General features: G+C 52.3%; 20 protein-coding genes. All 20 read left to right on the forward strand.

Going from position 1 to position 21,142, the window contains the following annotated elements; genetic code table 11:
* Positions 1 to 25: 25 nt before the first annotated feature.
* A complete protein-coding gene (locus AACZ19_RS12680; RefSeq protein WP_339634464.1) occupies positions 26 to 808 on the forward strand; it encodes a lysophospholipid acyltransferase family protein in 783 nt (260 codons plus the stop codon).
* A gap of 161 nt (positions 809 to 969) precedes the next feature.
* Positions 970 to 2,331 carry a tRNA (N6-isopentenyl adenosine(37)-C2)-methylthiotransferase MiaB gene (gene miaB, locus AACZ19_RS12685; protein WP_339634467.1) on the forward strand — a complete coding sequence of 454 codons (1,362 nt, stop codon included), beginning with the start codon at positions 970 to 972 and terminating at the stop codon, positions 2,329 to 2,331.
* 8 nt (positions 2,332 to 2,339) lie between these two features.
* On the forward strand, positions 2,340 to 3,380 hold the full coding sequence (locus tag AACZ19_RS12690) for a PhoH family protein (RefSeq protein WP_339634469.1): 1,041 nt from the start codon (positions 2,340 to 2,342) through the stop codon (positions 3,378 to 3,380).
* 7 nt (positions 3,381 to 3,387) lie between these two features.
* A complete protein-coding gene (gene ybeY / locus AACZ19_RS12695; RefSeq protein ID WP_339634471.1) occupies positions 3,388 to 3,960 on the forward strand; it encodes an rRNA maturation RNase YbeY in 573 nt (190 codons plus the stop codon).
* 2 nt (positions 3,961 to 3,962) lie between these two features.
* Positions 3,963 to 4,883 (forward strand): hemolysin family protein, encoded by a 921-nt coding sequence (locus tag AACZ19_RS12700; RefSeq protein ID WP_339634473.1) that lies wholly within the window; start codon positions 3,963 to 3,965, stop codon positions 4,881 to 4,883.
* Positions 4,880 to 6,442 (forward strand): apolipoprotein N-acyltransferase, encoded by a 1,563-nt coding sequence (gene lnt / locus AACZ19_RS12705; RefSeq protein WP_339634474.1) that lies wholly within the window; start codon positions 4,880 to 4,882, stop codon positions 6,440 to 6,442. Before AACZ19_RS12700 ends, lnt begins: the two co-directional genes overlap by 4 nt.
* A gap of 124 nt (positions 6,443 to 6,566) precedes the next feature.
* Positions 6,567 to 6,986 (forward strand): helix-turn-helix transcriptional regulator, encoded by a 420-nt coding sequence (locus AACZ19_RS12710; protein ID WP_339634475.1) that lies wholly within the window; start codon positions 6,567 to 6,569, stop codon positions 6,984 to 6,986.
* A 130-nt stretch (positions 6,987 to 7,116) separates the two neighbouring features.
* Positions 7,117 to 8,283, forward strand: a complete 1,167-nt coding sequence (gene metK, locus AACZ19_RS12715) for a methionine adenosyltransferase (protein ID WP_339634477.1) — start codon at positions 7,117 to 7,119, stop codon at positions 8,281 to 8,283.
* A gap of 11 nt (positions 8,284 to 8,294) precedes the next feature.
* On the forward strand, positions 8,295 to 8,987 hold the full coding sequence (locus AACZ19_RS12720; protein ID WP_339634480.1) for a tRNA (guanine(46)-N(7))-methyltransferase TrmB: 693 nt from the start codon (positions 8,295 to 8,297) through the stop codon (positions 8,985 to 8,987).
* A gap of 185 nt (positions 8,988 to 9,172) precedes the next feature.
* A complete protein-coding gene (gene rimP / locus AACZ19_RS12725) occupies positions 9,173 to 9,640 on the forward strand; it encodes a ribosome maturation factor RimP (protein ID WP_339634589.1) in 468 nt (155 codons plus the stop codon).
* A gap of 35 nt (positions 9,641 to 9,675) precedes the next feature.
* Complete coding sequence (gene nusA / locus AACZ19_RS12730; RefSeq protein WP_339634482.1) at positions 9,676 to 11,241, forward strand: transcription termination factor NusA; 1,566 nt, start codon at positions 9,676 to 9,678, stop codon at positions 11,239 to 11,241.
* A 22-nt stretch (positions 11,242 to 11,263) separates the two neighbouring features.
* Complete coding sequence (locus AACZ19_RS12735) at positions 11,264 to 11,857, forward strand: RNA-binding protein (protein WP_339634484.1); 594 nt, start codon at positions 11,264 to 11,266, stop codon at positions 11,855 to 11,857.
* 2 nt (positions 11,858 to 11,859) lie between these two features.
* Positions 11,860 to 14,535, forward strand: coding sequence for a translation initiation factor IF-2 (gene infB, locus AACZ19_RS12740; protein ID WP_339634486.1), 2,676 nt, complete (start codon positions 11,860 to 11,862; stop codon positions 14,533 to 14,535).
* Positions 14,536 to 14,579: 44 nt separating this feature from the next.
* Positions 14,580 to 14,969 (forward strand): 30S ribosome-binding factor RbfA, encoded by a 390-nt coding sequence (gene rbfA, locus AACZ19_RS12745; protein ID WP_339634488.1) that lies wholly within the window; start codon positions 14,580 to 14,582, stop codon positions 14,967 to 14,969.
* A gap of 6 nt (positions 14,970 to 14,975) precedes the next feature.
* Positions 14,976 to 15,872 carry a tRNA pseudouridine(55) synthase TruB gene (gene truB / locus AACZ19_RS12750; protein WP_339634491.1) on the forward strand — a complete coding sequence of 299 codons (897 nt, stop codon included), beginning with the start codon at positions 14,976 to 14,978 and terminating at the stop codon, positions 15,870 to 15,872.
* Positions 15,873 to 15,886: 14 nt separating this feature from the next.
* Positions 15,887 to 16,156, forward strand: coding sequence for a 30S ribosomal protein S15 (gene rpsO / locus AACZ19_RS12755; RefSeq protein WP_339634493.1), 270 nt, complete (start codon positions 15,887 to 15,889; stop codon positions 16,154 to 16,156).
* 211 nt (positions 16,157 to 16,367) lie between these two features.
* Positions 16,368 to 18,470 (forward strand): polyribonucleotide nucleotidyltransferase, encoded by a 2,103-nt coding sequence (gene pnp / locus AACZ19_RS12760; protein ID WP_339634495.1) that lies wholly within the window; start codon positions 16,368 to 16,370, stop codon positions 18,468 to 18,470.
* Positions 18,471 to 18,618: 148 nt separating this feature from the next.
* A complete protein-coding gene (locus tag AACZ19_RS12765) occupies positions 18,619 to 20,019 on the forward strand; it encodes a nitronate monooxygenase (protein ID WP_339634497.1) in 1,401 nt (466 codons plus the stop codon).
* A gap of 97 nt (positions 20,020 to 20,116) precedes the next feature.
* On the forward strand, positions 20,117 to 20,536 hold the full coding sequence (irrA, locus tag AACZ19_RS12770) for an iron response transcriptional regulator IrrA (protein WP_339634498.1): 420 nt from the start codon (positions 20,117 to 20,119) through the stop codon (positions 20,534 to 20,536).
* Between the two features lie 139 nt (positions 20,537 to 20,675).
* Positions 20,676 to 21,095 carry a rubrerythrin family protein gene (locus tag AACZ19_RS12775; RefSeq protein WP_339634499.1) on the forward strand — a complete coding sequence of 140 codons (420 nt, stop codon included), beginning with the start codon at positions 20,676 to 20,678 and terminating at the stop codon, positions 21,093 to 21,095.
* Positions 21,096 to 21,142: the final 47 nt, after the last annotated feature.

Consider the following 21,142-nt stretch of genomic DNA (forward strand, 5'->3'; position numbering starts at 1 on the left):
AACCTAGTAACACGCGACGTAGTTTATGAGTAACATCAGACCTATTATCACCGTGATTGCCGTCCTCCTCTGGACGGCCTTGCTGGTGCCCGCGCAGATTATTATCCTCCTGTTCTTCAAACAGCACCGTTATTATATCCCGCAGATTTTTCACTCGGGCCTTTGCTGGCTTATGAGGGTCAAAGTTATCGTTTCCGGAAAGATCGAGACCCAGCGACCCACACTTTTTGTGATTAATCATATCTCCTGGCTTGATATACCGGTGATTGGAAAAATCATGCAGGGGAGCTTCGTTGCCAAGAAAGAAGTGGAAGGGTATCCTCTTGTCGGTGCCATATCTAAGCTCCAGCAGACAATCTTTATCGAGCGCACCCGGCCCGCGATCAAGGGACATAAGGGCGAAATGCAGGAGCATCTCGAAAACGGTGATAACCTGTTCCTTTTTCCTGAGGGCACATCCTCGAACGGAATCATTATCCAGAACTTTAAAAGTGCCTACTTTGGGCTGGCGGAACGGGAAATAGACGGGCGCCACCTGACAGTCCAGCCGGTGACGATTGCCTACAGCCGATTAAACGGAATTCCGCTTACCCGTGGAACAATGGGCATTGTCGCCTGGGTCGGTGACGAAGAATTGCTGGGTCATATCTGGTCCCTTCTGAAGCGCGGTACGGTTACGGCAGAGTTAAGATTCCATACGCCCGTGACAATCGATGACTATGATTCTCGGAAAACCATGGCGAGCGATTGCCAGCTTACCATCGCCAAGAGCCTGAGCCGGGCCCTTACCGGCCGGGAAGAGTCTTGATCAGGGCAAATTTGTCGATTCTAGTGATTTTTTCCATTTTTCCCGTGAATTGCATCGCAAGCTTCTCTATTTGTCATATAACTGCTAATTTAATCATGATATGGAACGATTTTCATATCCACGGGCAAGCCCCTGGATTTCGACGAGGTTAACTAGGAAGCGTGAGCAAAAAACTCTATATCTCAACATATGGCTGTCAGATGAACGTGTATGATTCGGCCCGTATGGCAGACCTGATGGCTCCCCTTGGCTATACCCTGACAGATAAACCCGCGAACGCCGACATGGCGATCCTGAATACCTGTCACATCCGCGAGAAAGCCTCCGAGAAAACTTTTTCGGAACTGGGCCGCTTGCGCAAAACACGCGAAGGGCGGCAATCCCGTAACGAAGGCGATATGATCATCGCCGTCGCCGGTTGTGTTGCCCAGGCCGAAGGGGCGGAGATCATGAAGCGCGCACCTTTCGTCGATATGGTGTTCGGGCCGCAGTCTTATCATAATCTTCCTCAGATGGTGGCCGAGGCCAATCGCGGAGTTGGCCATATTCTGGATACCAATTTCCCGATTGAACCCAAGTTCGATCATTTGCCCAAAGAGGCAATCGATACAAACCTGAGTGCGTTCCTGACGGTGCAGGAAGGGTGTGACAAATTCTGCGCCTTCTGTGTGGTGCCTTATACGCGCGGTGCCGAATTCTCCCGCCCCGCTGCCGCGATTATTTCGGAAGCGAAGCGCATGGTCGCCGGCGGCACGCGAGAGATCACACTGCTCGGCCAGAATGTTAACGCATATCACGGCGAAGGGTTCGATGGAAAGCCGGTCAGTCTCGCGAGATTGATCCACCTGCTTGCTGAGATTGAAGGGCTGGAGCGTCTGCGGTATACCACGTCCCACCCTCTGGAAATGACGGAGGAGTTGTGCAAAGCACATCGTGATGTCGATGTTCTGATGCCCTACCTTCATTTACCCGTTCAGGCGGGGTCTGATCGTATCCTTGCGGCGATGAACAGACGCCACACGGCGGATGAATATCGGCGTATTATTGACAAATTACGGCATTACCAGCCGGATTTGGCTCTTTCCGGTGATTTTATCGTTGGTTTTCCCGGGGAAACGGATCAGGATTTCGAAGACACCCTGCAACTCGTCCGGGATGTCAACTATGCGCAGGCCTACAGCTTCAAATACAGCCCGCGTCCCGGTACCCCCGCCGCCGCGCTGGGCGACGAAATGATAGACGAAGCGGTGAAATCTGAAAGGCTGGCACGGCTACAGGCTTTGCTGAATGAGCAGCAGCTTGCCTATAATCAATCTTTTGTCGGACGGGAAATAGACGTGCTGCTGGAACGCGAAGGGAAGCGCGACGGGCAGATCGTTGGTCGCAGCCCCTATATGCAGTCCGTTTTCGTTCCCTCTCCCGCGCACCGGATTGGGCGCATTGCAACTGTCATCGTACAAGAGGGAAATGCGAACTCTCTGCGTGGCGAACTGAAACCCGGTAGTGTCGCAGACGCGGCATAGGAACAAATGTGGCAAAAAATCAAACGAGTTCTAAAACACTGAAACCCGACACAGACAAGAACAACTCAACTATTCTCGAATTTGACGACAATCATCTCCTTGCCCAGCTTGTAGGGGAACATGACCGTTATCTTGCACGTATTGAACAGGCCCTGGATGTGTCCGTTGCGTCGCGCGGGAATAAAATGGCTGTTTCGGGCTCGAAATCGGCACAGGCAACGGCCAAGACTGTTCTGCTTGATCTTTATGAGCGCCTGAAAAAGGGACTTGATGTGACGGAAGGCGAAGTCGACGGTGCCATCCGCATGGCGGGCGACGCACCTGCGCGAGATGGCAGCCGTGGATCAGTCTCAAGCGGGGCAGATATGATTGTCACCAAGCGTCGGCGGATTACACCGCGCTCCACCAATCAGGCCGTTTACGTCAAATCGCTCCGGACACATGAACTCGTGTTTGGTCTCGGGCCTGCGGGAACCGGTAAAACCTATCTCGCCGTCGCCAACGCCGTCGCCATGCTGATTGAAAACAAGGTGGACCGGCTCATCCTGGCGCGCCCTGCCGTGGAAGCCGGTGAAAAGCTCGGCTTCCTGCCCGGTGACATGCGCGATAAAATCGACCCTTACCTTCGTCCGCTCTACGATGCCCTCTATGACATGCTCCCCGCCGAGGAAGTCGTCAAACGACTTGAGAATGGAGAGATCGAGGTGGCCGCTCTCGCCTTCATGCGTGGGCGCACGCTCTCAAATGCGGCCATTATCCTGGATGAAGCGCAGAACACGACACCGGTACAGATGAAAATGCTGCTCACCCGAATGGGCGAGAATTCCCGCATGGCCGTCACCGGCGACCTCAGCCAGATTGACCTTCCCCTTGGCATGCGCTCAGGATTGCATGAAGCCGTAGATATTTTACAAGGCGTGAAGGGCGTGGATTTCATCAATTTCGGGGAATCCGACGTTGTTCGCCATCCTCTGGTAACCCGTATCGTTCGCGCATACGGAGAGCATGATCGGGAAAAGCAACTCGCCCTAAAAGCGCGGAAATCATGACCCGCTAATGAGCAGTCAACCCTTTTCAATTGATCTCGCTATCCGTTTCGAGAACGAGTCATGGCATGACCTCATCCCCGGCATCGAACAGAAGGCCGAAGAGGTCGTGCGTTGCGCACTGGATAGAATAAATCAGGAACTGGATCTGGCTCTCATCGATAGGGACGCTAAGCCAATTGTGGAAATAAGCCTGCTTTTCACGAATGATGAGCAAGCTCGCGAACTGAACCGGAATTATCGAGGCAAAGACCAGCCCACAAATGTGCTGTCATTTCCCGATACGCCACTCAATCAGTCTGAGCTTGATGACGCCATGAGGATGTCGGAGCCATTATTGCTGGGTGACATCGTTCTCGCTTATGAAACAATGGTTCGCGAGGCGGAATCTCAAAACAAGGGCATCTGGAACCATGTCGCGCATTTGATCACGCATGGCGTTTTACATCTTGCCGGATTTGACCATATGGAAGAAAATGAGGCGGAAGAGATGGAAAAACTTGAAATCACAATATTGGACAGCCTACATATCGCTAATCCATATGAACTTTTTGACCCGTCGCGACAGGAGACCCTTGACTGACAATGACCGATAATGTGTCGAGCGAGGTCCTTCCCGAAACCCCGGAAGAACCGACATCACAAAAGCCATCAAACGGCGTTCTATATATCCTTAAGCGTGTATTAGGTATTGGGCAGCAAACAGAAGGAAGTGTTCGCTCAACGCTGGAAGAACTGATCGAAGAACATGATGATCCCGAGCAATCCATAAATGCCTCTGAAAAGCTGATGCTGACTAATATACTGAGTTTCAGCGAGCTTAGTATCAGTGACGTGATGGTGCCCCGCGCTGATATTGAGGCGATCTCGGCAAATTCAACTCTGGAGCAGGTGGTGGACCGTTTTAAGGATACAAGCCACTCCCGCATGCCGGTCTTCAACGAGACACTGGATAACGTCACCGGCATGTTTCACATCAAGGATTTGATTAATTTCTGGGGGGATAAGGATCATGGCGACTGGCAGAAATTCCGTCGCGAAGTTCTTTTCGTTCCGCCGTCCATGTCCGTTCCAGATCTCTTGCTTAAAATGCGGGCGACGCATATTCACATGGCAACAGTCGTCGATGAATACGGCGGCATTGATGGTTTGGTGACGATCGAGGACCTTGTCGAAGAAATTGTCGGCGACATTGAAGATGAGCATGACGAGCAGGAAGGCCCGTTGATTGTCGTCGCGTCCAACGGGATGATTGAAGTTGATGCCCGCGCCTCAATTGAAGAACTGGAGGCGCTGCTCGAAGTAGATCTGCTGCCCGAAGACGAGGATGAGGAAGTGGATACCGTTGGAGGGCTCGTTTTTCAGCTTGCTGGCCAGATCCCGGCGCGTGGCGAAATTATTTCCCATTCCGGCGGACTTGATTTCGAGATCATTGATGCCGATCCGAGAAAGGTGAAGAAGGTTAGAATTCATCGACGCTCTCCCGATTTGGATGAGGCTGAATGAAAGCCGTTAGCAGCTGGATTTCGGCCCTTTCATTTTTAAAAAAATCACTTCTCGCATTCGTGCTGGGCTTGGCCGTCGCCGCCGCGTTACCGCCCCTTCATCTGATATTCCTGCTGCCTGTAAGCTTCACCGGACTTCTCTGGATTTTAAGTTCCGTATCGACCCGCAAGCAGGCCTTCTTCGTCGGCTGGTGGTTTGCCTGGGGCCAATTTATTGCCGGGCTATACTGGATTGGTGTCGCCTTTACAATTGATGCAGAGACCCACGCGCTTTTACTTCCATTACCCATTCTTGTGCTTCCCGCTTTTCTTGCGATCCTCTCAGGCGGGTCTACATTGGCAACACATCTCACCCGTGCGCGATCTCTTGCCCGAATTTTTGTCTTTAGCGGGAGCTGGCTACTTTTCGAATATATCCGCGGTGTACTCTTCACAGGGTTTCCCTGGAACCTAATCGGCTATAGCTGGAGCGCGTTTCCTCCTGTTCTGCAATCTACGGCCTATTTCGGAATATATGGTTTAACCCTTTTTACTGTTTTCCTCGCAAGCCTCCCCGCCCTTTTTGGCGAGACAGAGACGCCAAACCGGACGGCTGGGATTTCCTTGATTACGTGTGTTGGCGTTTTACTTGCAATATATGGCGCAGGCGCCGTTCGTCTTCATACTTCCTCTGTTACCTATTTCGCGGATGCACCAATCCGGCTCGTTCAGCCCAATATTCGGCAGATTGACAAGTGGAAGCCCGATTTGCTTCTGGATCATCTTCGAAAAATTGTGGCTCTCAGCGTAATAGAGGAAGGAGAAAAGCCGCGGTATCTCATCTGGCCGGAAACAGCGGTTCCCTATTATCTGACAACTGCTCCGGCTCTGCAGAAAGAGCTGGCCAGGATTGTTCCGTCAAGTGGCGCCATAATAACCGGTGCACCGCGCCGCGATCCGGAAAGCAGCCGATACTGGAACAGCTTGCAGGTATTGGGGGAGCGAGGCGACATATTGGATATTTATGACAAGCAGCACCTTGTCCCGTACGGGGAGTATATGCCGTTTCGATCCGTTATGGTTGCAACCGGGCTTACAGATGTCATTCCGGCGCTGGATAGAATGTCGGATTTCGCAACACCCGATAAATCTGCAAGGAAAGTTGTGTCCGTACCAGGGCTACCACCGGCGCGAGTCATGATTTGCTATGAAATTGCCTTCCCATGGGAAGTTGCCCCGAAAACCGCTTTTTCATGGATCATCAATATCACAAATGACGGATGGTTCGGCAACACCTCGGGACCCTATCAGCATTTCGCGATCACCCGGACCCGCGCCGTTGAACAGGGTGTACCGGTTGTCCGGGCCGCGAACACGGGAATTTCCGCAATCATAGATCCCTACGGTCGCGTCGAACAACAGCTAGCGCTCAATAAAGCAGGTATAATAGATGGAGAATTGCCATTGCCGATTGCCGCGCGAACCGTCTATTCGCGATATGGCGAAAAAATCCCTGTTATGATGGTTTTGATGTTTATCGCAACAGGTGTTTTTCTGGCATGGCGGAGTTCGAAAACATAAGTATGACTTCTTGACTAGCATCATTCTTTGGCGATACTTATTTAAACAACTTGAGGGTTTAGACTGACTTGGCGGCAGTATGGTTATGGTTGATCTGAACAGCTAAAATGTACGAGGAATTTTAATGCCAAATCATCCGGTGGATGTGCATGTAGGAAGCCGACTCCGGATGCGTCGGACGCTATTGGGACTCAGCCAGCAAAAGCTTGGAGAAAAGCTCAACCTGACCTTCCAGCAAATCCAGAAATATGAACGCGGCGCCAACAGGATTGGCGCCAGCAGACTTTTCGAACTCAGCCGCATTCTGGATGTCAAACCGGCTTTTTTCTTTGAAGAAATGCCGTCCGGAAGTTTATTGCAGTCAGTAGGCCTTCAAGATCCTGTAGATGAGTTTGAACATGAATTCCTGGGTAAGCGTGAAACGCTGGAGCTCGTTCGTGCTTACTATAAGATTGACAATCTTGAAGTCCGAAAAAGGGTCTTTGACGTCATCAAGGCGTTGGCGGCCGAAGAACTGCAAAAAGAGGTTTCTTCACCGAAATAGAAGTTACGACGCAGATTTTCTTGACCCCTTAACCTATTTTGCTAGAGTGCGGCAGTTTTCAAATCAAACAATCGCCGCCTTTTGCAGGCAGTTTACCCGTTGCCAACAATTGAAATAAAGGGATGTTCGCGTGCCAGCAAATAATTATCTTTTCACCAGTGAATCGGTATCTGAAGGACATCCTGATAAGGTCTGTGATCGCATTTCAGACAGCATCGTCGATTTATATCTTTCCGAAGACCCCTATTCCCGGGTTGCCTGCGAAACACTGACAACGACCAATAGGATTGTTCTTGCCGGTGAAGTTCGGGGCCCAGCCAGTATCACTAAATCCCTGATTGAGGAAACAGCGCGGGCTGCCGTGAAGGATATCGGTTACGAACAAGACGGCTTTCACTGGAAAAATGCAGCGGTTGACGTGTATTTACATGCCCAGTCCGTCGATATTGCGCAAGGTGTGGATGCCGCGGGCAACAAGGATGAAGGGGCTGGCGATCAGGGGATTATGTTCGGTTTTGCGGTGAATGAGACGGACGTCCTTATGCCGGCTCCGATATATTATTCACATAATATCCTGAAGGCTCTTGCCGATGCCCGTCACAGCGGAGCCGAAAAGGGGCTCGGTCCGGACTCAAAAAGTCAGGTCACCCTGGCATATGAAAATGGCAAGCCGGTGCGCGCAACTTCTGTCGTTGTATCGACCCAACACACGCCGGATCTGGATACGGACGCGGTTCGCGAGATCGTGCGGAAGCATGTGATGGACGTGCTTCCGGAAGGGTGGATGTGCCCGGAGGAAGAATTCTACGTCAACCCGACCGGTAAGTTCGTAATCGGTGGTCCCGATGGAGATGCCGGCCTGACAGGTCGTAAAATTATCGTTGACACATATGGAGGCGCCGCGCCGCATGGTGGCGGGGCCTTTTCGGGGAAAGATCCGACGAAGGTCGATCGCTCTGCCGCCTACGCGTCCCGCTATCTCGCGAAAAATGTCGTCGCGGCCGGTCTCGCAGAACGTTGCTGTATTCAGGTTTCATACGCGATTGGCGTCTCCAAACCTCTGTCGCTATATGTCGATCTGTATGGTACAGGAAACGTTGACGAAGACAGGCTCGCCGAGGTTTTAATGCAATCCATGGATTTGAGTCCGCGCGGTATTCGCGAACATTTGAAGCTCAACAAACCCGTGTATGCACGAACGGCGGCCTATGGCCATTTCGGTCGAGAGCCGGATGCGGACGGCGGGTTCTCGTGGGAAAAGACTGATCTTGTTGATAGCCTGAAGTCCGCTTTTTGATAGATTGATTTATGTCGGAACGGCACGAGAGGGAGGGGCGCATTCTCTATGGGCGCCGCCGTGGCAAGGCGCTTCGCAAAGGCCAGCAGCGCCTGATTGAGACGCTGTTGCCTGAACTTGCCATTTCTCTTGATACAGATCGGGTCGAACTTTCATCCCTGTTTCCTGAGAATTGCCGGGAATACTGGATTGAGATTGGCTTTGGCAGCGGTGAACATCTCGCCTGGCAGGCCGACCATAATCCGGAAGTTGGGATTATCGGCTGCGAACCTTACTTGAATGGCGTGGCCACATTGTTGGGAAAGCTGGAGGAACAGTTGGCCAAGAATGTCCGGCTTCACAATGAGGCCGCAGAGTTGTTGACTGAAAAGCTACCGGACGCCTGTCTTGACCGGGCTTTCATCCTTTTTCCCGACCCATGGCCCAAGGCCAGCCATAACAAGCGGCGATTCGTTTCTACGTCAAACATAGCCGCCCTCGCCCGTGTTCTTAAATCGGGAAGCGAGCTGCGCATAGCGACGGATCATACGGATTATGGCGCATGGATCCTCTGGCATATGCTGCAGTCGGAAGAGTTTGTCTGGGAAGCTGAAAAACCGGAAGACTGGCGGGCCCGCAGTCGGGATTGGCCATCGACCCGCTATGAAATGAAAGCAATCGAAAAAGGACTTCGTCCTGTATATTACCGGTTTCGTCGCCGTTAGGGTAATATTCATAAGCCGTTTTTGAAAGAAAAGGCTTGGCTTTGCTGGCATCTCGGCTATTATATACAGCATACATACTGTTCGCTCACCGTCAGGATGAGCATTTTGAACGGTGGGCCTCTGGCCCGCTGTTTTTTTATGGTTTGTTTGGTTAAGCGAGAAGTACCCTGAGCGCAGTCGACAGAATAGAAGCACTTATCACGCCGTCCCTGGCAGATATGGGATACGAATTGGTGCGCGTGCGCTTGACGGGAAGTGAAAAGAAAGTGCTTCAGATCATGGCTGAAAAAGCCGACGGCACAATGACGATCGAGGGGTGCACAGAAGTCAGCCGGATGGTTTCGGCACTGCTGGACGTGGAAGATCCTATTTCAGGCGCTTATGATCTGGAAGTTTCCTCTCCGGGGATTGACCGACCGCTGACCCGGCTCAAGGACTTTGATCGCTGGGCCGGATTTGAAGCTAAAGTAGAATTGGAGCAGACCGTTGAAGGTCAGCGCCGATATCGCGGGAAGCTGTTGGGCCTCAAGGACGATAATGTCCTGCTGCAGGCTGATGATGGTAACCGACTTGAACTGCCTTTTTCCGGTGTGAGAAAGGCGAAATTAATTTTGACAGACGAGTTAATCGCTGCGAGCTCACGTAGCGGTTAGATTCGCAACTATGTTTTTTGGACGGACATTTGGTCATGGAAAACGCTGCTAGTTTAAACCGCCTGGAATTGCTGCAAGTCGCGGATGCGGTTGCACGAGAGAAAGTCATCGATCGCGACATCGTACTGGAGGCTATGGAAGAGGCCATTCAGAAGGCGGCGCGCGCAAAATATGGTCATGAAAACGACATTCGTGCCAATATCGATCGGGGAACTGGCGAGATCCGCCTTGCCCGTATTCGCGAGGTTGTCGAGGAAGTCGAGAATGAATCGACGCAGATTTCTCCCGCCAATGCCCAGCATGAAAAAGAGGGCGCCGTTGTCGGCGACTTGCTGGTGGATCCACTGCCGCCAATTGATTTCGGCCGGATCGCCGCGCAGACCGCGAAACAGGTGATTGTGCAGAAAGTTCGTGAAGCAGAACGTGAGCGTCAGTACGAGGAATATAAGGACCGCATTGGCGAGATCGTCAACGGTATCGTCAAGCGTGTTGAATATGGAAATGTCACCGTTGATCTGGGCAAAGCGGATGCTGTTGTCCGACGCGATGAAATGCTGCCCCGCGAAACCTTTCGCCAAGGAGATCGCATTCGGGCCTATATCTATGACGTACGGCAGGAACAGCGCGGGCCGCAGATTTTCCTTTCTCGTAGCCATCCGCAATTCATGGCCAAACTGTTCGGGCAGGAAGTACCGGAAATTTATGATGGCATTATTGAAGTAAAAGCGGTTGCCCGGGATCCTGGAAGCCGCGCAAAAATTGCCGTCATCTCGAATGATTCGAGCATAGATCCGGTTGGCGCCTGTGTCGGTATGCGTGGATCACGCGTTCAGGCTGTCGTCAACGAACTGCAGGGCGAGAAAATCGATATCATTCAATGGTCGCCGGATCAGGCAAGCTTTATTGTCAATGCATTGGCCCCGGCGGAAGTCGCCAAGGTTGTTCTGGACGAGGACGCCAGCCGTATCGAGGTTGTCGTGCCCGATGACCAGCTGTCCCTCGCCATTGGCCGGCGCGGTCAGAATGTTCGCCTCGCGTCACAGCTCTCCGGTTGGGATATTGATATCCTGACGGAAGAAGAGGAAAGCAACCGTCGCCAGGCCGAATTCACGGAACGCACACAAAGCTTTATGAATGCCCTTGATGTTGACGAGACGATCGCCCAGCTATTGGCATCGGAAGGCTTCACTTCTGTTGAAGACATCATGTATGTGGATGTTAGCGAGATCGCCGAAATCGAAGGATTTGACGAGGAAATCGCTGCAGAATTGAGCAGCCGGGCGCAGGAATATGTTGAGCAGACAAATTCCGAGCTTGAGGAGAAACGCCAGGAATTGGGTGTTAGTGATGACATCGTGAATTTGCAGCTTCTGACTCCAGCGATGGTTGTTGCGTTGGGTGAGGCTGGCGTCAAAGAACTTGATGATCTTGCTGACCTCTCAGGGGATGAACTGACCAGCGCGGAAGACGGCATTCTCCGCGAATTCGGCCTCTCGGCAGATGACGCAAGTCAAATTGTCATGGCCGCGCGGGCGCATTGGTTCGAGGATGAGGAGAGTGACGCCAACGCAGACGCTGAAGAAGAAATTTCAGCGGATTGAGACCCGATACGGAGAAGTAGACTTGAGTGATCCGCAGCGCCGGTGTATAGCCACAGGGCAGATACTGGAAAAAGAGCAGCTTCTTCGCTTTGCGGTTTCGCCTGGCGGTCAGTTGGTTCATGATATTGGCATGAATTTGCCGGGCCGAGGCATCTGGGTTAGCTGTGATGCGGATGCGATTGAACTGGCGGTAAAAAAGCGCTTGTTTGCAAAGGCGGCAAAACAGGCGGTTGTTGTTCCGGTGGACTTGATCACAGAGGTTGATCGTTCGCTAACCCAGCAATGCCTCTCGTTATTGGGGCTGGGTCGCAAGGGCGGACAGGTTACAGTCGGGTTTGCCAAGGTTGAAAGGGCGCTGAAATCGGGCAAGGCGACATTGCTTGTCGCCGCCTCGGACGGTGCGGCAGATGGTCGGCAAAAACTCAAGCGGATCGCCGGGTCGCTGCCCGTAATAGATATATTCAGCGGCGCTGAATTAAGTCAGGCTTTGGGTCGTGAAAATGTTATACATGCCGGCTTGACAGCCGGTGCGCTGAAGAGAAAAATTTTAGCTGCGGTCTCCCGACTTACACAATTCAGGGGCCGGAGCGGGTTAAATACCGAAGTGTCGGAGTAAGAATGACTGAGACAAATGACAAGGATGGGCGTAAATCGCTTAGCCTGAACAAACCGTTGGAAGCGAAAAAGTCTGCTGGCGGCAATAGTCAGGTCCGTCAGAGCTTTACCCATGGTCGCTCCAAGACCGTGCAGGTGGAAGTGCGCAAGAAGCGCAGCACATTGGGCCTTGGTGGACAGAAACCTGCCACAGCTGCCCCTGCGACAACAGCAGGGCCGAAGAAAACCCTGCATGTGGCAAAAACTGCGACGGACAATAAGGATAAGGCGACCAAAGCGCCGAAAGCCGCGGATAAGAAAGATTCGAAAATTGTCCTGACGAGTGACGAAAAGGCAGCACGTGCCGCAGCGCTTGCCGGCGCGCGCGAGCAGTCTATTCGCGACGCTGAAGAGCGAAAAGTCCTGGAAGAGGCCAAAGCCAGGGAAGAAAAGCTTAAAGCCGCAGAAGAACCGCAAGAAGAAACTCCGTCACCTGCAGAGCCCGCAAAGACGGCAAAGCGACGCTCTCCCGAAGAACGGCGTAAAGCGGAAGAAGAAGAAGCCCGCCGACTGATGGAAGAGGCCGACGCGACCAAGAACGCCCAAGTTGCGGTTCATCGTGAGAAGGTTAAGTCTTCAACGCGTGAAGAAGAGCTCCGTCGCGAAGCAAGTGCGCCGGTTCCAAGAAATCTGCGAGCCGTAGGTGATGACGACCGGCCTGGTGAAGACAACTCCGGGGGCCGCAAGAAGGCGCCCAAACATGCACGCGGTGGTGATGAAAAATCTGCACCGGTTCGCAAACCCGATGAGCAGCGCCGCCGTTCGGGCCGCTTGACCATTGGTGAAGCGCTCGATGACAGGGGACCAAAGCAACGGTCGCTCGCCTCTATTCGACGTGCCCGTAAGAAACAGCAGCAATCTGCAGAACCACCTCAGAAGATCTTCCGTGAAGTAACCATTCCGGAAGTTATTTCTGTGCAAGAACTTGCAAACCGCATGACGGAACGGTCTGTTGATGTCATTAAGGCGTTAATGAAACTTGGCATCATGGCGACAGCCAATCAGACTATAGATGCGGACACCGCAGAACTTGTAGTGGAAGAACTTGGCCATAAAGCGCGCCGTATTGCTGAATCCGATGTGGAAATTGGTCTTGGCGGTGAAGTTGAAGATGCACCGGAAGAGCTGCAACCTCGTGCACCGGTTGTCGCGGTCATGGGCCATGTCGACCACGGTAAGACGTCGTTGCTCGACGCCCTTCGTAAATCGGATGTTGTTTCGGGTGAAGCCGGAGGTATTACTCAGCATATTGGTGCTTATCAGGTGACGCTCGCTTCGGGCGAAGTTATTACGTTCCTAGACACGCCCGGGCATGAAGCCTTTACGGCCATGCGGATGCGCGGCGCGCAAGTGACAGACATCGTTATTCTGGTGGTCGCGGCCGATGACAGCGTGATGCCGCAAACGATTGAAGCTATCAAGCATGCAAAGGCTGCCAAGGTGCCGATTATTGTCGCCATCAATAAATGTGACAAACCCGCAGCCGACCCAAACAAGGTTCGTCAGGAACTGCTTCAGCACGAAATTTTCGTGGAAGACATGGGCGGCGATGTACTTGATGTGGAAGTGTCCGCAAAAACCGGCGACGGTCTTGATAAACTCCAGGAAGCGATCCTGCTGCAGGCAGAACTGCTAGAGTTGAACGCCAACCCCAACCGCTCGGCCCATGGCACGGTTGTTGAGGCGAAGCTGGAAACCGGCAGAGGTATGGTCGGGACCGTTCTCGTGAACCGCGGAACGCTGCATGTCGGTGATTACTTCGTGATGGGCACGGCAATGGGCAAGGTACGTGCATTGCTCGACTATCGCGGCCAGAATGTTGAAGAAGCAGGTCCGTCCGTTCCGGTCGAGGTATTGGGTATTCAGGGCACACCTGCGGCAGGTGATGATTTTGTCGTCACCGAGACGGAAGGTCAGGCCAAGGAAATTGCGACCTATCGACAGCGCCTTGATAAAACGAAGAAAGTCACAGCAACGGCTCGTGGAACGATTGAACAAATGTTCACCGCGATCAAGGAAGGCACAGCCGATGAGTTGCCTGTTGTCATCAAAGCAGATGTCCAAGGCTCGGCCGAGGCGATAACCAGTGCACTGGAAGGTCTCGGTACTGACGAAGTGGCGGTGAAGATTCTCCTCTCAGGTGTGGGTGGTATTACGGAATCCGATGTGGCCCTGGCGGCGGCATCGCGAGCCATCATCATTGCCTTCAACACCCGTGCTAACAAGCAGGCGCGAGACGAAGCCGCGCAGCAGGGCATTGATATTCAATATTATTCAGTGATCTATAATGTCATTGATGATATGAGGGCGATGCTTTCTGGCATGCTGGCTCCGACTTTGCGCGAGAATTTCCTCGGTTATGCGGAAATCCGCGAAGTCTTCAATATTTCGAAGGTCGGAAAAATCGGCGGCTGCATGGTAACGGAAGGCAACGTTAAGCGAGGGGCGAAAGTACGCCTTCTGCGCGATGACGTCGTGATCCATGAAGGGACGCTTTCAACCCTCAAACGTTTCAAGGATGAGGTGAAAGAGGTCAAGTCGGGCATGGAGTGCGGCATGGCGTTCGAAAATTACCATGACCTGAAGGTCGGTGATTTTATTGAATGCTTCGAAGTTGAGGAAGTTGCACGTCAGCTCTAGTCCCGTTTAACGAAGGCATCGCATTTAATCGCGGGAGAATTCCCATGGCACATTCCAAACGAGGGCCTCGGCCCGCGAGCAAACGGCAGTTGCGTGTGGGGGAGGAACTCCGCCACATTATCGCCGGTGTGCTGGCGCGCGACCTGATCCATGACCCGGATGTTGCGGGAGCTTCCGTCACCATTACGGAAGTCAAACCGAGTCCCGATATGCGGAATGCCACCGTTTATGTGACCACTCTTGGCGGCATTAATGAAGATGTAGTCATTGCCGGCCTTAATCGTACCGGTGCCGTCATACAGGCGGAGGTGGGGCGTCAGCTTACAATGAAATTCACGCCCCGGCTGGCGTTTAGAAAAGATGATTCCTTCGACTACGGCGATCACATAGACGCGCTCATTCGAAAAAACAGACCCCCAGAAGAGTCGCAATAATCCCGGATGGCAAGAAAGCGGCGTGGCACCCCCATTCACGGATGGTTAAATATTGACAAGGATGCAGGGCTCAGCTCGGCGCAGGTTGTCGGGCGCATCAAGCGCATTACAAATGCACAAAAAGTCGGACATGCCGGCACCCTGGATCCTTTTGCAACCGGGATTTTGCCAATTGCCCTTGGCGAAGCGACCAAGACCGTCGGGTATATTGTAGATGAGACAAAAGAGTATCGCTTTACTGTCCGTTGGGGCGAAGCGCGCAACACTGATGATATTGAAGGCGAGGTTGTTAGAAGTTCTGACATCCGGCCGGCGACGGATGAAATCCAGAAACTCCTGCCAGAATTTATCGGCACAATCCGACAGCAACCGCCCGCCTTCTCAGCCATCAAGATCGGAGGTGAGCGAGCCTACAAGCTGGCGCGCGCCGGTGCTGATCTTGACATGCCGGTAAGGGATGTGCACATAGAAAGCCTGAGCCTGATCAGGGTCATTGATAATGATCATGCCATCTTTGAAGTTTCATGTGGAAAAGGCACCTATATCCGCGCTCTTGCACGAGATATGGCCATCAAACTTGGGACTGTGGCACATTTGTCAACTCTTCGCCGAGTTCGTGTCGGTCCTTTTTCAGAAGCAGATGCGATTTCTCTGGATAAGTTGGCAAAGCTGTGGCAGTGTCCCGCCAAATTTGTGGACTTGCTCCCCCTTACGACCGCGCTGGACGACATCCCGGCACTGGCCGTGACGGAACCGGAAGCTTTTCGCTTGCGGCACGGCAATGACGTGGCAGTCCCAAATCAAGCAGACGGAGTTGTCTGCGCCATGGAAGGAGACATTCCGGTCGGTATCGCGAAAATCGAGTCCGAGCGTTTGTATCCTGTCCGTATTTTTAATTTGTAACCTAGGAGACACCGATGTCGATCACTGCAGAAAGAAAAGCAGAACTGATCAAGGAATATGCCACGAACGAAGGGGACACCGGCTCCCCGGAAGTGCAGATTGCCATTCTGACCGAACGGATCGGCAACCTGACAGACCATTTCAAGGAACATAAAGGCGATGTGCATTCGCGACGTGGTTTGCTGAAAATGGTTAGTCGTCGTCGCCGTCTGCTCGATTATCTTCGGAAAGTCGAAGAAACACGTTACCAGAAGACGATCAAGGCTCTTGGTATTCGTAAGTAAAAAAGATGCATTGGCTCGAAAATCGGGCCGCATTCCCAACAAACGCCGGTGCTTGCTCTGGGCTTGTCCCTTTGCACGTCGGCGTTTGCCGCGTTTTGGAAGCACGGCTTGTCAAAACGAAAATAACATAAGTATATGAAAATGGCTGAGACACAGGGTCTCAGATTTGGCAGGACGGCATGGGGTCGTTCCTGCGTTGGAAGGAAAAAAAATGTTTGAAGTACATCGCAAGGAAGTGATGTGGGGCGGACGTCCGCTCGTATTGGAAACCGGAAAAGTCGCTCGTCAGGCTGACGGCGCAGTAATGATCACCTACGGCGGCACACAGGTTCTTTGTACGGCAGTCGCCCAGAAAACCAAAAAGCCGGGGCTGGATTTTTTCCCGCTCACCGTCAACTATCAGGAAAAAGCATTTGCCGCCGGCAAGATTCCAGGTGGTTTTTTTAAACGCGAAGGCCGTCCGAGTGAAAAAGAAACTCTGACGTCGCGGCTGATTGACCGGCCATTGCGCCCGTCCTTCGTAAGCGGTTTCAAGAATGAAACCCAGGTTATCTGCACCGTGCTGGCCCATGATATGGAGAACGACCCAGATGTCGTCGCCCTCGTTGGTGCCTCTGCTGCTTTGACAATCTCCGGAATTCCGTTCCTGGGTCCGGTTGGCGCCGCACGTGTCGGCTTCGTCAATGGGGAATATGTTCTTAACCCGGTCGCCGCACAGATGGCTGATACCAAGCTCGATCTCATAATTGCGGGCACTGAAGAAGCGGTCCTGATGATCGAATCGGAAGCGCATGAGCTCAGCGAAGAAGAAATGCTGGGCGCTGTTATGTACGGCCATCGTGAAATGAAGACCGTCCTGAACGCGATCATTGAGCTTGCCGAAGCCTGTGCAAAAGAACCATGGGACTTCGCGCCGGAAGAGACAGACAAGGATCTGGAAGCGAAGGTGAAGGCCGCAGCTGAAACAGCCCTTACGGATGCATACAAGGAACAGGTAAAACAAACCCGTACGGAAAAAGTGGCCGCCGTAAAGGATGCCACAATTGCGGATCTTGAAGAAGATGAACGCGAAGAAGCTGCCGGAATCCTTAAAAAGATCGAGAAAAAGATTGTTCGCGGCAATATTATTGCGACAGGTAGTCGTATTGATGGTCGCGATACAAAAACAGTCCGACCGATCATCGCGGAAATCGGCACCCTGCCCCGTAGCCATGGCTCTGCACTTTTCACCCGAGGTGAAACTCAGGCACTGGTTGCGGCCACCCTTGGTACCGGACAGGATGAACAGATCGTCGATGCGCTGGAAGGTGAATATCGTGAGAATTTCATGCTCCATTATAACTTCCCGCCCTATTCTGTTGGCGAAGTCGGTCGTATCGGCTTTACCGGACGCAGGGAAGTCGGCCATGGCAAATTGGCCTGGCGGGCTATCCATCCAGTGCTACCGGCAAAAGATAAATTCCCCTACACTCTACGGATTGTCTCGGAAGTAACTGAATCAAACGGTTCTTCCTCTATGGCAACTGTATGTGGAACGTCGCTTGCGCTGATGGATGCGGGTGTCCCGCTCGATCGTCCGGTGGCCGGTATCGCCATGGGGCTGATCCTTGAAGAGGACGGTCAGTTTGCTGTCCTTTCAGATATTCTGGGTGATGAAGATCACCTGGGCGACATGGACTTCAAGGTTGCCGGTACTGACAAGGGAATCACCTCGCTGCAGATGGATATCAAGATTTCCGGAATTACAGAGGAAATCATGCGTATCGCGCTCGCTCAGGCGACTGAAGGACGCCTGCACATCCTGAAAGAGATGGGCAAGGCAATTGACAGTGCCCGTGATGGCGTTCGTGACGGAGCACCGCGAATTACGCAGCTGCAGGTCCATAAGGACAAAATCCGTGATATCATCGGAACAGGCGGCAAGGTCATTCGCGAAATCTGTGAAGTGACAGGCGCTAAAATCGATATCGAAGATGACGGGACCGTCAAGGTTGCCGCGACAACTACGGAAAGTGCCGATGCGGCCATCAACTGGATCAAATCTATTGTTGACGATCCCGAAGTTGGCGTTACCTATACAGGTAAAGTAGTGAAAGTAGTCGATTTTGGTGCTTTTGTGAATTTCTTTGGCAACCGCGATGGTCTTGTTCATATTTCTGAACTTGCGCCGCAGCGCGTCGGCAAGGTAACCGATGTTGTCAACGAAGGGGATGAAGTCCGCGTGAAAGTCCTTGAAATTGATGGTCGCGGCAAAGTCAGACTGTCGATGAAAGCCGTTCTCGCGGATGAGGAAAAAGCCGACGCGAAAGACTAGGCTGACAGCCTCTGGCAAAACCCGATTTTTGAGGGCGGTTGCGGATGTTTTTCCGGCCGCCCTTAATTTTAGTTGTCTCTTGATGCTTGGGCCTCCATGCCTTAAGTGTTAGGTTAATGCTTTCGTATGCAGACGTGGGAATAATCTTGTGAAGCCGTTGAATTCGATAATGCTGTCCGGCAAGGAAGTCCTGCCCCTGATTGAAGGGGGTAAAGGAATTGCTGTGTCTTCAGGACAGAGCTCCGGCGCATGGGCTGCCGCGGGCGGAGTCGCTACTTTTTCCGGCGTTAACGCTGACAGTTTTGACGAAGACGGGAATATCATTCCACAAGTCTACCACGGACGTACACGGCGAGACCGGCATGACGAGCTGGTCGCATATGGTATTCAGGGCGGGATTACCCAGGCCAAACTCGCCCATGAACTTTCAGGTGGAAACGGCCGCATCCATATGAATGTTCTCTGGGAAATGGGCGGTGCAGAGCGCATACTTCACGGCGTACTGGAAGGTACGAAAGGCCTCATTCACGGGATAACCTGCGGTGCCGGTATGCCCTACCGGATTGCGCAGATTGCAGCCGACTACAAAGTCCACTATTATCCGATTATCTCCTCGGCACGCGCTTTTCGCGCGTTGTGGAAACGGGCCTATCACAAATTCTCTGACTGGCTTGGCGGCGTTGTATATGAGGATCCCTGGCTGGCGGGTGGTCATAACGGCCTGAGCAATGTCGAAGATCCGCTCAAACCAGAAGATCCGTATCCCCGGGTTGCTGAACTTCGCAAGTTGATGAATGAAATTGGCCTCAACAATGTACCAATCATCATGGCTGGCGGTGTCTGGCATATAGAGGATTGGGAAGACTGGCTCGACAATCCTGAAATCGGACCTATCGCCTTTCAGTTTGGAACACGGCCCCTTTTGACCAAGGAAAGCCCTATTTCGGACGCCTGGAAGAAAAAGCTGGGAACTCTGAAAAAGGGCGATGTTTTTCTCAACAAATTCAGCCCGACAGGCTTCTGGTCCTCCGCTGTACGCAATGATTTTCTGGATGAGCTGAAGGCCCGTTCAGAGCGCCAGGTCGCTTTTTCAAATGAACCGATTGGCGCTCATGATACCTCCTTCGGCATTGGCGCCCGCAAGCGCGAAGTCTACCTGACAGCGGAAGACAAAGGCCGGGCGGAAGGTTGGGTTGCGGAAGGCTTTACAGAAGCTCTGAAAACGCCAGATTCGACTCTCATTTTCGTGGCACCGGAGAAAATGGCGGAAATCCGGAAAGACCAGATAGACTGCATGGGTTGCCTGTCTCAATGCAAGTTTTCGAACTGGGCAGAAGGTGAAAAGGGCAACACGGGGCGCAAAGCCGATCCGAGAAGCTTCTGTATTCAAAAAACCCTTCAGGATGTTATCCATTCAGAAGCAAACATAGAGAATAACCTGATGTTTGCCGGGCATGGCGCCTATCGGTTCGCCAATGATCCTTTCTATGCGAATGGCTTCATTCCAACCGTAAAACAGCTTATTGACCGGATAATGACAGGAAAATAGCGAAAAACCCCTATTGCAGATTTGAATTATTAAAATAAGTACTATATATTGCTGTTGATGCCCTTCAGCGGGAAGGCCAAATATAGAGTATTGTCTTATGTCACAATCAGAACTGGTCATTTTAGAGAAAAAGCTAAGAGACGCGCAATTGCGTCCGACGAAACAGCGTCTGGCACTCGCTCAGTTGCTTTATTCACGAGGAAACCGGCATATAACAGCAGAACGCTTGCATAGCGAAGCGATGGATGCCGGTGTCTCTATTTCCCTAGCAACGATCTACAACAACCTGCATCAGTTTACGTCCGCAGGCCTGTTACGGGAAGTCGTAGTGGATTCCAGCCGTTCCTATTTCGACACAAATATTACTCCGCACCATCACTTCTTCCATGAAGAAACCGGAACGCTGGAAGACATTGAAAAAAGTGATCTCAAGGTTGATAATATTCCGCCCCTACCGCAAGGAATGGAAATCAGCAGTGTCGACGTTATCGTAAGGGTCAATTCAGTCCGCAATTAAAGGCCCGCGGCCTTTTGCAATTTTCTTGTTTAGAAGAATTCTAATCAATTGACAGTCTATTTTCCAGGACCTATATTATTGGAGTAATCCTGTTCAGCTTGAACAGATTCATTCCAAAATTTCATTCCAGGAGGACTTCATGTCTCTAGCGGGAAGCAAAACTGAACAAAATCTGAAAGATGCCTTTTCCGGTGAATCCCAGGCTAATCGCCGTTATCTCTACTTCGCGCAGAAAGCCGATGTTGAAGGTTATAATGATGTAGCAACGGTTTTTCGCTCGACTGCAGAAGGTGAAACCGGTCATGCCCACGGCCATCTGGAATATCTCGAAGCCGTCGGCGACCCCGCAACCGGCCTTCCGATCGGCGGCACGGACAACAACCTGAAAGCGGCTATCGCTGGCGAAACGCATGAATACACGGATATGTATCCGGGTATGGCGAAAACCGCCCGCGAAGAAGGCCATGATGAGATCGCGGATTGGTTCGAAACCCTCGCCAAGGCCGAGAAAAGCCACGCCGGCCGCTTCCAGAAGGCGCTTGATACTCTCGACACATAAGACGCCCCTCCGGCTTCCAAGTCATGCAGGGTAGCGGGGGAACGACC

It is taken from the genome of uncultured Sneathiella sp. (assembly GCF_963973085.1).
Taxonomy (GTDB): domain Bacteria; phylum Pseudomonadota; class Alphaproteobacteria; order Sneathiellales; family Sneathiellaceae; genus Sneathiella.